Origin of the sequence: Brenneria roseae subsp. americana (assembly GCF_003115815.1) — a bacterium.
GTDB classification, from domain to species: domain Bacteria; phylum Pseudomonadota; class Gammaproteobacteria; order Enterobacterales; family Enterobacteriaceae; genus Brenneria; species Brenneria roseae.
On record NZ_QDKJ01000015.1, the window covers coordinates 46,609 to 59,353 of the forward strand.

The following is a 12,745-nucleotide window of genomic DNA, read 5'->3' on the forward strand; positions in this document are numbered from 1 at the left end:
TAAATGATCGCAGAATTTGAAGCGCGCATTCTGGCGCTGATTGACGATATGGTAGAGCATGCCAGCGACGATGAACTTTTTGCCGGTGGCTACTTGCGCGGTCATTTGACCGTATCGGTGGCGGAAGCTGAAGAGCTGGGAGAGCATACGCTGGAAGCCCTGAATGCCCGCGTCAGCGAAAGTATTGATAACGCCATAAAGAATGGCGAATTGTCGCCGCCGGATCAGATTCTGGTTAATCGCATGTGGGAAAACTTATTCCAGCAGGCGCAGAACCTGCAAACGCACTAAATAAGTACCATGCTGACGTGGCGGTTATCGGTGCGTCAGCGACCTTCCTTGCTGTCAGACCGGTCTGCCTTTTAATAACTTCCTGATCCAGAAACGATTCGGATTCAGCGCCGCCAGCGTTTCTCTGTCTAACGGCAGCGGTTCGCCATAAATCTGCGAGGCCAGTATCTCCGCCGACAGCGGGGCGGAGCAGAGTCCGCGCGATCCCAATGCGCCGATGATGAACAAATTCGGATAGACGGGCGCTGGCGGCAGGTTTTCCGGAGCGTGCTGCCGATGAAGCAAATCCTGATAATCGTCGAGAGTTTGCCGGTAGTCAGGAACGGCCCCCAATAACGGCAGGTGATCGCGCAATGCACAGCGCACGCCCTGACGTGCGCTGTGGTGGCTGATATCAATTTGCGATGCCCAGTCGGCATCGGGCAGGCAGTCTAACAGGCGCTGGCGGTTTTCTTGCTGTTCCGCTTCCCGATAATCATTACTGGTATCACCTCGTTGGTAGCTGGCGCCAATACAGTGTTCCTGATGTTGCGGACTGACCGGCGTCAGATAGCCGTCATAGCACAATACCTGTTGCAGTCGCTGTAATACCGGAGTGGTAGGAATATGACTGACCTGACCGCGCACCGGATAGCAGGGTAGCTGGCGGGTTTGCGGCCAGTCGGATACCTGATGGCCATTCGCCAGAATAAGCGTGGAATGGGATGCCGGTTGTCCCTTGTTGAAGGTTAATGTCCAGCCGTCAGCGGTTTGATCAATGGCGGAAACCGGGGCGTCCATTCTGGCGATAAGCCCCTGCGTCTGGGCCAGCGCCATGGCTGAGGCGGTTAATTCCGCCGGGCATAGCCAGCCGCCGTCAGGATAGGTTACGCCTCCCACGCCCAGAACCAGATCATTCTGTTCCTCAAGCTGTTGAGCGGTGACGCCTGATACCAGTTCCGTCGGCCATTCGCCCTGTAGAATATGTTCGATCTTGCGGGTGCTCTTTTCGTCATAGGCAAGCTGGCTGACGCCACACCACTGATGTTCAAATATAACCCCTTGCGCCGCCAGCGCAGAATACTGACGGCGGGCGAAGGTGAATGCGGCGGCGAAAAAACGTGAAAGGGCGTCATGCTTGTCGTTCAGCAACGGGTAAAGCGCGCCTTGCCGGTTACCGGACGCGCCTGTGGCGGGGAGGGCTTGCGCACAGTAGAGCGTGACGTTGGCTCCACGCCTTTGCAGGGCGAGAGCGGTTAATACGCTGGCGACCCCGCCGCCAACGATCGCGATGTCACGGGTATTCGTTGCCGCGGGACGCGCATACCACGGCGTCGGCGAAGGGACGGGAAGCGCAGCCGGGAGAATGCCGCTCAGCATCTCGCGCTTCTGACCAAATCCTTTGACCTTGCTGACGCTAAAGCCGGCTTGTTGTAGTCCGCGACGAACGAATCCCGCGGCGGTAAACGTGGCGAACGTGCCTTGCCCGCGGCACAGACGCGCCATGGATTGAAACAGATTGTCCGTCCACATCTCCGGGTTTTTTGCAGGGGCGAAACCATCCAGAAACCAGGCATCAACCTGATGATTTAATGAGTCATCTAACGCGGGCAGTAGCGCATTCACATCTCCAAACCACAGATCAAGGGTAATTCGCCCTTGGTCCAGAATCAGTCGATGGCAGCCCGACAGCGGTAAAGGCCATTGCTGGCGTAGCGCGTCTGCGTAGATCGCCAGTTCGGGCCATTGCGCATGTGCGGCCGCCAGATCGTGCTGACGCAGAGGAAATTTCTCAAAACTGATGAAGTGCAGGCGCTGTAACATCGCTTCTGGCGACTGCGTTCTGAATTGGTCAAAGGCCTGCCACAAGGTCAGAAAATTAAGCCCGGTGCCGAAGCCCGTTTCCGCAATAACGCAACTGGCGCGCGGGTGCGTCAGAAACCGTTCGGGGAACCGATTGCCCTGTAAAAAGACATATCGGGTTTCTGCCAGCCCATCCTGGTTGGAGAAATAGACGTCATTAAACTGTTGCGATACAGGTGTACCCTGTTCATTCCAGCTTAAGGACGCATGCTGGATGGGAAGGTTATTCACGGCAAATGACTCATTATTCAAGCGATGCGGCGATTCTAACCAGCGTAATGCCGTGGCGCAAATTTAGCAAAAGTTCGGCTGATCGGACTTGTTCAGCTTACAACTGTACGCTAAAGTGCGATGCGAAATCCCAAATTTTATAAGTGGAAGAGGTATTTGATGAAACGTGCAGTGATTACTGGTCTGGGGATCGTATCAAGCATAGGTAATAACCAACAGGAAGTTCTGGCGTCGTTGCGTGAAGGGCGTTCGGGTATTACTTTCTCTCAGGAGTTGAAAGATTCCGGCATGCGTAGTCACGTCTGGGGCAATGTAAAACTGGATACTACCGGACTGATTGAACGTAAGGTTGTACGTTTCATGAGCGATTCTTCTATCTATGCCTATCTGTCAATGGAACAAGCCATTGAAGATGCAGGTCTGGCTCCTGAGACATATCAGTGCAACCCGCGCGTCGGATTGATTGCCGGTTCCGGCGGTTCTGCCCGTTATCAGGTGTTCGGCGCTGACGCCATGCGCAGCCCGCGCGGCCTGAAGGCCGTTGGCCCGTATGTGGTCACCAAAGCCATGGGATCCGGCGTTTCTGCCTGCCTGGCAACGCCGTTCAAAATTTACGGTGTCAACTATTCCATCAGTTCTGCCTGCGCCACTTCCGCACACTGTATTGGCAATGCGGTTGAACAAATTCAGATGGGCAAGCAGGACATTGTATTCGCCGGCGGCGGCGAGGAACTGTGCTGGGAGCTGGCCTGTGAATTTGATGCCATGGGCGCGCTGTCTACCAAATATAACGAGACGCCGGAAAAAGCGTCCCGTACTTATGATGCGGATCGTGATGGTTTCGTTATCGCTGGCGGCGGCGGTATGGTGGTAGTCGAAGAGCTGGAGCACGCGCTGGCGCGTGGCGCGCACATCTATGCTGAAATTATCGGCTATGGTGCAACGTCTGATGGCGCCGACATGGTTGCGCCTTCAGGTGAAGGCGCGGTGCGTTGTATGAAGATGGCGCTTCAGGACGTGAAAGCCCCGATTGATTACATCAACACGCACGGTACGTCTACCCCGGTGGGCGATGTGAAAGAACTGGGCGCAATCCGCGAAGTATTCGGTGACAGCATCCCGGCGATTTCCGCCACCAAAGCGATGACCGGTCACTCACTGGGCGCCGCAGGGGTACAGGAAGTCATTTATACGCTGCTGATGCTGGAACACGGTTTTATTGCGCCGAGCATTAACGTTGATACGCTGGATGAGCGTGCGGTGGGGATGAATATCATTACTGAACCTACCGAACGTAAGCTGACCACGGTGATGTCGAATGGCTTCGGCTTCGGCGGCACCAACGCCGCGTTGGTGATGAGCAAACTCGAGAAGTAATCGTTACTTAATCATCGATGAACATAACGGGTGCGCCGACAGCCGTTATGTTCAATATCCCCTGATTATCTTCCACTATTTTCCTGCAATGTCGCATATTGACACATTGACTGCTTCCCTGTTTACTGGTCGGGTTCTACAGTAGCCGATTCTGGCGCTGCGTAAGCGTTCACGTGATCCAACGCACCCGTTGTCTGCGGTTTTTCGCGGACGGAGAGGGCGTTGGGATTTCTAGACCGCTCCTGCCTTCTCGCTTCATTTGTTGTTGATTTGGAGTAAGAGATGTCTTTGTTTGTTTCTCATTTGCGTCACGATTCTGCCGAGCGATCGCTGCTGTCGTTGACCTGTGCCGTTTTTCTTTCCTATTTGACTGTCGGACTGGCTTTGCCGGTGATCCCGCTGTACGTGCATCACGAACTGGGGCTGAACAACACCATGGTTGGGATTGCTGTCGGCGTTCAGTTTCTGGCGACGGTGCTGACCCGCGGTTATGCCGGGCGTTTAGCCGATCAGCAAGGCGCAAAGCGTTCGACGTTGCAGGGCATGGGCGCCTGTGCGTTGGCAGGCGTCGCTTATTTATTGGCGGCGCTGTTGCCGTTACCGGTAATGGGTAAATTTGCGCTGTTGGTTGCCGGCCGTTTGATTTTGGGTTTTGGTGAAAGTCAAATGTTGACGGGGAACATGACCTGGGGAATGGGGCTGGTCGGGGCACAGCGTTCAGGCAAGGTCATGTCATGGACCGGGATGGCGATTTATGGTTCGCTGGCCGCCGGCGCGCCATTAGGCCTGTGGCTGTATCACGGCTGGGGATTTATGGCGTTGGGACTCTCTGCGTTGGCATTGCCCACCATTGCCCTGTTGATGAACTGGCGTATTCCGGCCATCGCGGCCCATGGCGGCATTCGCCCTTCGTTCTGGAAAGTGGTCGGCCTGATATGGCAACCCGGTGTCGCACTGGCGATGCAGGGCGTAGGATTTGCCGTGATCGGTACGTTTGTGTCTCTCTACTTTAGCGTGCAGCAGTGGGGCAATGCCGGATTTGCGCTCACGGCGTTTGGTTTGTCGTTTGTCCTGATGCGTTTGGCTTTTGGTCATCTGCCTGACAAGATCGGCGGCAGTAAAGTCGCCATGATTTCTTTGATGATCGAGATCGTTGGATTGGTCGTGTTGTGGTTGGCGCCTTCCGCTGGGCTGGCGCTGCTGGGGGCCGCGCTGACGGGACTGGGTTGTTCGCTGATTTTCCCCGCGTTAGGCGTGGAGGTTGTGAAACGCGTACCCGTATCGGTACGCGGTACGGCGCTGGGCGGATATGCCGCCTTTCAGGACATTTCGTATGCGTTTAGCGGTCCGTTGGTCGGTATTCTGGCTACCTCTCATGGCTATTCTTCCGTGTTTATGGCCGGCGCCGTTTGTGCGGCACTGGGTATAGCCGTAACGCTGAATTTCGCCGTAAACCAGCGATCAGAGCAAAATCCATAACAGAAAGACCGCGACACAGGCGCTGACAATCACCAAAAATAGAGGCTTCTGGAATAAGGATTGCCAGTTAAGCGGCAATGAAGCAATCAATGGATTGAGCAGCGGTTGCGGGTACAGCGGCGATGTCGCCCAGTCGCTTTCCTGCGATCGCTGTATGCGTTGTGTAAACAGGAACGTTAAAACGTCGTTCATTTGCATCGGCGTGAGCGGCGTTTGTAATCCAACGTTAAAACGATTCTGCGTGTAATCCAGCAGCATTTGCTGTTCCTGAGCGGAAAGCGGCTGCTGTAACGCACTTTGCAGTACGGCAAGGTTGGAGGTGGCAAACGCTGTCGTCGTCTGTGAGCCGGGTTGTGATGTCAATAGAGGCGCGTTGGCCGCTGTTTGCGGATTGCCAGAGGCGGGTTGTCCCCGGATGGCATGGTTCGCCGTGTCGGTCTGTGCGGGTTGTTGCTGTGATGGCGCCTGCAATAATGATGATGTTGGTAGCGGCTTCGTTGCCTGCTGCAACATGATTTGCGTTTGCAGAAACTGGGTCAGCAATGACAGATGTTTAAGGGGGATAGATTCGCCCGCTTTTAAATTCTGCATGGTCATCAGCGCGGTCCAGATTTTGGCCGGCTGTTCTTCGGTCTGGGATGCCAGACGGTTTACCAGTTGATTCAAACTGTTCTGCTCGGCAGGAAGCAGCGGACGGTCAGGCGCATTAATCGCCGCCTGAGACGCGTTTGCCGCGCTAGTCGCCTGGGGGGGCGCCCCATTTTGCAGTAGCGTCACCACCTGTTGTAACTGCGCCTTGCTGAGCGAACTGAGTACCGTATGGCCGAACTGCTGACGGATAAAATCACTGACGACCTGGCGGTTATTCCCCTGCGGCAGCATGTCGGTCAGACGTTGCAGCAGTTGCTGGCGTCCGCTGTTATTATCCTGAACCTGTGTTAATCGTGTTTGTAGCAACTGCTCTGCGGGCTGATAGTGGCGAGATTGTAGTTCCGCGTTTTCCGCCAGTCCGAGTCCTTGCTTGACGTTACTCCAGATTTCGGTGGCTTTTGATGTCGTCAGCGCCGCCACTTTGAGCACCAGATTCTCAAGCGTGGTGCGCTGTGCCGGCGTGAGTGGTTGATCGCCGCCGCTGGCGCCGGAGCGGCCGGTTGTTGTTGAGGACGTCGTCGTGTTGACCGCTTGTTCGCCCGGCAGCGGGGCCCCGGGGCCACTTACTGGTTGCATACTGGCTATCCTCACTGCTGGCGGTTGGTGTGAGGAATCATAGCAAGCTCTATCCGCCTTCGATAGTCACAAAACAGCGTAAAACCCGGCGTTAATCGTGATGACTCCGCTTAACCAGAGGACGTCTCAGACGCTGCGCCAGTATGACGCCCAGCAACGTCACGCCGCCACCGATCAAATGATAGCCGTGCAGCGATTCATGCAGGAAGATAATCGCAATAACGGCGGTGAATAACGGTGTCAGGTTCATGAAGATGGAGGCGGTGCTGGCGCCCATTCGTATCAGGCCCTGAATCCACATAAACGGCGCGATGATGGACGCCAGAATGCCGGCAAAAGCCACCAGCGGAATGTTCTGACTGTTAAGCTGTACGTTGTCTGTGAACAGAAAATTAGGCAGCAACAGCAGTACGCCGAAAGCGATCTGCACATACAGCGACAGCCAGTTGGGCAACGGAATATGCCAGCGTTTGGTTAACACGCCGTAGAGCGCGTAGGCGGCGGCCGCGCAAAACATCATGATTTCCCCCGGGCCGATGCCCTGCCCAAGAATCTGTTCAGGGTGGCCCTCGCTGATAAGCCAGACAATGCCCGCGAGTGACAACACGCCGCCCAGCAGAATGCCGAGCGTAGGCGCGATGCGAAGCAGCGGAATGCTGATGATGACCGTTAGCAGCGGCATCAGCGATCCCAGAATTCCCATCATCAAGGCGCTGATCGTGTGCGCCGCGTAATAAGCCAGACTCTGATACAGCGCCATCCCCAGAAACCCAAGCAACATCAGTTTCCAGCCATACTGACGAATCGTGCGCCAATGTTTGCGGACACCCGGCAGCATAAAGGGCGTCATCAGCGCAAAGGCCAGTAGCCAGCGATAAAAAGAGATCGCCGCCGGATCAATCACCGCGGCAGAGAGCTTATTGACGATCACGTTAACTGACCAGATCAGGACGGCGACGGTGGGAAACAATGCGTTCAAATTAAGACTTCTCATCAGGAACGGGAAAGCATTCAGTTTAACACTGCCGCTTTTAATGTGCTGAATGACCGTGTCTTCGCCATCTGCGTATAAAACGCCTGACGGATTTTTTACTGCTTCCGCGGTCAGCCATGACAGACGCCGGAGCGGAGAATAAGCCCTTGGGCTTCCCCATCATTCAGTGGCAAAATAGCCTCCCTCTTTTTGACAGGGTAACCGATTACCGGGGAAGAAAATGAAGATTCTGGTTGATGAAAATATGCCGTATGCCCGCGAGCTGTTCAGCCGTTTGGGCGATGTGCAGACCGTGCCGGGGCGTCCGCTGCCGTCTGAAACCCTGAAAGACGCCGATGCCTTGATGGTGCGTTCGGTGACAAAGGTTAACGCTGAACTGCTGACTGGAACATCGGTGAAGTTTGTCGGTAGTGCAACGGCGGGTACCGATCATGTTGACCAGAACTGGCTTGCAGCGAACGGTATCCGTTTTTCTGCCGCGCCGGGCTGTAATGCCATCGCGGTTGTCGAATATGTCTTTTCTTCCCTGCTGATGCTCGCCGAACGCGATGGTTTCCAACTGCGTGACAAAACGGTGGGAATTGTTGGCGTGGGCAATGTGGGCGGCAGGCTGAATGCCAGGTTGCAAGCGTGGGGCGTAAAGACGCTGCTGTGCGATCCCCCCAGAGCTGAGTGCGGCGATGATGAAGATTTTCTGCCGCTGGAAACGCTGGTCAGGGATGCCGATATTCTGACTTTGCATACGCCGCTGTACGCGGAAGGTCCTTACCAGACGAAACATCTGATTGATGAGGCCGTGCTGAATCACTTCGCCGATGGCCGTATCCTGATTAATGCCTGCCGTGGCCCGGTGGTGGATAATGCGGCATTGCTTGCAGCCCTGAAGCGCGGGAAAAAACTCAGCGTGGTGCTCGATGTCTGGGAGCCGGAACCCGCCTTGTCCACCGAACTGCTGGCACGCGTCGATATCGGTACGGCGCACATCGCCGGCTATACGCTTGAAGGTAAAGCGCGCGGCACGACCCAGGTTTTTGAAGCCTGGAGTGAATTTATCGGTAATCCGCAGCAGGTTGCCTTGTCCTCGCTATTGCCCGCGCCGGAATTTACCCGCGTGACCCTGACGTCGCCGCTGGATGAAGCGTTATTAAAGCGGCTGGTGCATCTGGTGTATGATGTGCGCCGGGATGATGCCCTGTTACGTCAGGTCGTGCATCAGGATGGCGGGTTTGACCGCCTGCGTAAGCATTATCAGGAGCGACGCGAATGGTCGTCGCTCCATGTCATCTGCGCCGATACTGCCAGCGCGGAATGTCTGCATAAGCTGGGATTCAATGCGACGGTGGCAGCCGATCTTTGACGTATTTTCATTGTCATAACGAGATTAGTCGACGGGGATGGTTTATCGCCGTGGAAGTTTATTCATCAATTTGGGGAGAAGAACCACATGTCTGACGGCTGGAATATTGCTCTGCTGGGCGCAACGGGCGCGGTGGGTTCAGCGTTGCTGGCGTTGTTGCAGGAACGTGAATTTCCGGTGGGTGAACTGTATCCGCTGGCCAGCGAACGTAGCGTGGGTGAAATCATACGTTTTAATGGAAAATCCTGTCCGGTTGAGAACGTTGCGGATTTTGACTGGTCGCAGGCGCAGCTGGCGTTTTTTGTCGCCGGTCAGGAAGCCAGCGAACGTTATGCGGAAGAAGCCGGTAACGCAGGCTGTCTGGTTATTGACAGCAGCGGCCTGTTCGCGTTGGAGCCGGATGTCCCGCTGGTTGTGCCGGGCGTGAATACGCATGTGCTGGCGGATTATCGTAATCGCAACATCGTCGCGGTTGCGGACAGTCTGACCAGCCAACTGCTGGTGGCGATCAAACCGTTGACGGATATCGCGGGTCTATCCCGTTTGCAGATCACCGCCATGCTGTCGGTTTCCGCGCGTGGCAAAGCCGCCGTGGATGATTTGGCGGGACAAAGTGCGCGTCTGCTGAACGGTATTCCGCCTGAAGCAGGAATATTTCCGAAACAGCTGGCGTTCAATCTGTTGCCGCTGTTGCCGGATAACGAAGGCAGCGTGCGTGAGGAACGCCGTCTGGTGGATGAAGTGCGTAAGGTGTTGCAGGATGAGGGATTGCCGCTTTCTGTCACCTGTATACAGTCACCGGTGTTCTACGGTCATGCTCAGGTTGTTCATCTGGAGGCATTGCGCCCGCTGTCCGCGGAAGAAGCACGTAACGAACTGTTGCAGGTGGGTGAAGTTCTGGTGAGTGATGAACAGGATTACCCGACCCAGGTGGAAGACGCCTCCGGCAATATACAACTGAGTATCGGTTGTCTGCGCAATGATTATGGTATGCCTGAACTGCTGCAATTCTGGTCGGTGGCGGATAACGTTCGTTTCGGCGGCGCACTGATGGCATTGGAAACGGCGGAATGTCTGGTGCAGGAGTATCTGGGGTAATGTCAGAACCGATGCTGGCGGGGGCGGCTGAAGGAGATCTTGCCCCGCTGAAAATTGCGCTGGGCATTGAATATGACGGCAGCCGCTATTATGGCTGGCAGCGTCAGGCGGAAGTCGACAGCGTGCAAGGGTGCCTTGAGCGGGCCCTGACCAAGGTGGCGAATGAGCCAATCACGGTTTTCTGCGCGGGTCGTACCGATGCGGGCGTACATGCAACGGGGCAGGTGGTGCATTTTGTGACACAGGCGGTGCGTAAAGACGCGGCCTGGACCATGGGGGTAAATGCGAATTTACCGCCGGATATCGCCGTTCGTTGGGTAAAAACGGTAAGGGATGATTTTCATGCCCGTTTTAGCGCTACCGCACGCCGCTATCGTTATGTCATCTATAATCATCGCTATCGTCCCGCCATACTGGCTCAGGGCGTCACGCATTGCTATCTGCCGCTGGACGCAGAGCGGATGGAACGGGCGGGTCAATGTCTGCTGGGTGAGAATGATTTTACGTCGTTTCGCGCCGTGCAATGCCAGTCGAGGACTCCGTGGCGCAATGTAAATCATTTAAAGGTTACGCGTCATGGCGCGTATATCGTGGTAGATATTAAGGCCAATGCGTTTGTACACCATATGGTGCGCAATATTGTCGGCAGCCTGATGGAAGTGGGCTGTGGCAATCAGCCGGAAACGTGGATAGCAGAACTGCTGGCGGCAAAAGATCGCTCACTGGCGGCAGCGACGGCCAGGGCGGAAGGGTTGTACCTGGTTTCGGTGGACTATCCGACGTGTTTTGCTTTACCTCGACCCTCAATGGGGCCGCTGTTTTTGCATGACGAATGTTGAATGGCAGGTTTTGCATGATGGGCTTTTTACGTCATGCACGTTGGCGTAACCGATGTTTGCGTGGCGATGCTGTGATCGATAAAGCTGGTGCTCATGGATGGAAAAGTGCAGTCGAGAGTGGTATATAGCGGCACTTTCTATCGAAAGAGATGTTTTTATGGAATTCATACAATTTATTATTGATTTTATTCTGCATATTGATGTGCATCTGGCGGAACTGGTCGCGCAATATGGTGTCTGGATTTATGCCATTTTGTTTCTGATCCTGTTTTGTGAAACCGGGCTGGTCGTGACCCCGTTTCTGCCGGGCGATTCCTTGTTGTTTGTCGCTGGGGCGCTGGCTGCGCTGCCATCGAATGACCTGAATGTGCATACGATGGTTTTCCTGATGATTACCGCGGCGGTCATGGGGGATGCAGTGAACTACACGATTGGCCGTTTGTTCGGTGAGAAGTTGTTCAGTAATCCGGATTCAAAAATTTTCCGCCGCAGCTATCTGGATAAAACACATCAGTTTTATGCACGTCACGGCGGCAAAACAATAATTCTGGCGCGTTTTGTCCCTATTGTGAGAACATTTGCGCCGTTTGTCGCCGGCATGGGGCATATGAGTTACCGTCACTTTGCGGCTTATAACGTAATCGGGGCGCTGCTGTGGGTCATTTTGTTTACCTACGCGGGATATCTGTTCGGTGACTTGCCGATAGTGCAGGAAAATCTGAAATTACTGATTGTCGTGATTATTTTTGTCTCTATCCTGCCGGGTATTATTGAGGTCGTCCGGCACCGGAGAGCGGCAATGCGCGGTAATGTGAAATAAGTGAACAGTATTTTAACATCCGGTTTGACCAGTTTTTTATCCACAGCACCGGATCGTTATGGTTTAATGGGCAGCATTTATGGTCTGTTCTTGGAACAACCCTTGACGCCAATGCCTTGGTACCGCGATTGACGCGGGTCTCTGGCATTTTTAATTGGCTGTGTTGTCAGGGAATGGTTGAGGCATGAACAGCGGACTGGCATGTGCCAGGTTCAAGCAGAAAGGTTATCAATGAGCTGGATTGAACGAATTCTTAATAAAAGCAATATCACCCCGACCCGTAAAGCGAACATTCCTGAGGGTGTTTGGACTAAATGTGATAGTTGCGGTCAGGTACTGTATCGCGCAGAGCTGGAGCGCAATCTGGAGGTTTGCCCGAAGTGCGACCACCATATGCGTCTTTCAGCACGAGCTCGCCTGCAAGCTTTCCTGGATAAAGAAGGGACAGTGGAGTTAGGTAGCGAACTGGAACCGAAAGATATCCTGAAATTCCGGGATTCGAAAAAATATAAAGATCGTCTGGTTGCAGCACAAAAGCAGTCTGATGAAAAAGATGCCCTGATCGTCATGAAAGGGACATTATATGGTATGCCAGTGGTAGCCGCCTCCTTTGAGTTTGCTTTTATGGGCGGCTCTATGGCCTCTGTCGTTGGCGCGCGTTTCGTTCGTGCGGTTGAACAGGCGCTGGAAGATGGCTGCCCGCTGGTCTGTTTCTCCGCCAGCGGCGGCGCCCGTATGCAAGAAGCGTTGATGTCGCTGATGCAGATGGCGAAAACCAGTGCGGCATTGGCTAAAATGCGCGAGCGTGGCCTACCGTATATCTCCGTACTGACCGATCCGACGATGGGCGGCGTATCGGCCAGTCTGGCGATGCTCGGCGATCTGAATATCGCCGAGCCTAAAGCCCTGATCGGTTTCGCAGGGCCGCGCGTTATTGAACAGACGGTACGTGAAAAACTGCCGCCGGGTTTTCAGCGTAGTGAGTTCCTGATTGAAAAAGGCGCTATCGACATGATCGTTCGTCGACCGGAGATGCGTTATAAACTGGCGACGATTCTTGCCAAGCTGACCAATCAGCCGGAGCCAGGCAATGATGTGGTTGAACACCACAGCGACGCTGTGTCCGAATCACAGGATGAAGCGTAGCTGAACCGATGAACAGGAAGCGTGAGTCCGCCTCAGGCAACATT

Annotated in this window: 11 protein-coding genes; 8 read left to right on the plus strand and 3 right to left on the minus strand. The window is 54.7% G+C overall.

Translation table 11 applies throughout. From position 1 onward, the window contains the following. Positions 1–3 precede the first annotated feature (3 nt). A complete protein-coding gene (locus B4923_RS17250) occupies positions 4–291 on the plus strand; it encodes a YfcL family protein (protein ID WP_109055605.1) in 288 nt (95 codons plus the stop codon). Between the two features lie 54 nt (positions 292–345). Here the strand turns inward: B4923_RS17250 and mnmC are convergent, their stop codons facing one another. Continuing rightward, on the minus strand, positions 346–2,364 hold the full coding sequence (gene mnmC / locus B4923_RS17255; protein WP_109055606.1) for a bifunctional tRNA (5-methylaminomethyl-2-thiouridine)(34)-methyltransferase MnmC2/FAD-dependent 5-carboxymethylaminomethyl-2-thiouridine(34) oxidoreductase MnmC1: 2,019 nt from the start codon (positions 2,362–2,364) through the stop codon (positions 346–348). A 159-nt stretch (positions 2,365–2,523) separates the two neighbouring features. Between mnmC and fabB the strand changes: the two genes are divergently transcribed. After that, positions 2,524–3,741, plus strand: coding sequence for a beta-ketoacyl-ACP synthase I (gene fabB / locus B4923_RS17260; RefSeq protein ID WP_109055607.1), 1,218 nt, complete (start codon positions 2,524–2,526; stop codon positions 3,739–3,741). Positions 3,742–4,023: 282 nt separating this feature from the next. Then, on the plus strand, positions 4,024–5,220 hold the full coding sequence (locus tag B4923_RS17265) for an MFS transporter (protein ID WP_109055608.1): 1,197 nt from the start codon (positions 4,024–4,026) through the stop codon (positions 5,218–5,220). Here B4923_RS17265 and flk read toward each other — a convergent pair. Both flk and B4923_RS17275 read right to left on the minus strand, forming a co-directional pair. Further along, on the minus strand, positions 5,203–6,447 hold the full coding sequence (flk, locus tag B4923_RS17270) for a flagella biosynthesis regulator Flk (protein ID WP_109055609.1): 1,245 nt from the start codon (positions 6,445–6,447) through the stop codon (positions 5,203–5,205). The two genes, B4923_RS17265 and flk, sit on opposite strands and share 18 nt — an antisense overlap. 91 nt (positions 6,448–6,538) lie before the next feature. Beyond that, positions 6,539–7,441 carry a DMT family transporter gene (locus B4923_RS17275; protein WP_109055610.1) on the minus strand — a complete coding sequence of 301 codons (903 nt, stop codon included), beginning with the start codon at positions 7,439–7,441 and terminating at the stop codon, positions 6,539–6,541. A gap of 220 nt (positions 7,442–7,661) precedes the next feature. Here B4923_RS17275 and pdxB point away from each other — a divergent pair, with 220 nt between their 5' ends. The 5 genes from pdxB (at position 7,662) to accD (ending at position 12,701) form a co-directional block, all read left to right on the plus strand. Further along, positions 7,662–8,798 (plus strand): 4-phosphoerythronate dehydrogenase PdxB, encoded by a 1,137-nt coding sequence (pdxB, locus tag B4923_RS17280; protein ID WP_109055611.1) that lies wholly within the window; start codon positions 7,662–7,664, stop codon positions 8,796–8,798. A gap of 87 nt (positions 8,799–8,885) precedes the next feature. Next, the gene (locus B4923_RS17285) at positions 8,886–9,896 is read left to right on the plus strand and encodes an aspartate-semialdehyde dehydrogenase (protein WP_109055612.1); all 1,011 of its coding nucleotides are present in this window, start codon (positions 8,886–8,888) and stop codon (positions 9,894–9,896) included. Further along, entirely contained in the window at positions 9,896–10,735 is an 840-nt protein-coding gene (gene truA / locus B4923_RS17290; protein WP_109055613.1) for a tRNA pseudouridine(38-40) synthase TruA, read from the plus strand. Before B4923_RS17285 ends, truA begins: the two co-directional genes overlap by 1 nt. 157 nt (positions 10,736–10,892) lie before the next feature. Next, entirely contained in the window at positions 10,893–11,555 is a 663-nt protein-coding gene (locus B4923_RS17295) for a DedA family protein (protein WP_109055614.1), read from the plus strand. Positions 11,556–11,786: 231 nt separating this feature from the next. Next, positions 11,787–12,701, plus strand: coding sequence for an acetyl-CoA carboxylase, carboxyltransferase subunit beta (accD, locus tag B4923_RS17305; protein ID WP_109055615.1), 915 nt, complete (start codon positions 11,787–11,789; stop codon positions 12,699–12,701). The last annotated feature ends 44 nt before the right edge of the window (positions 12,702–12,745 follow it).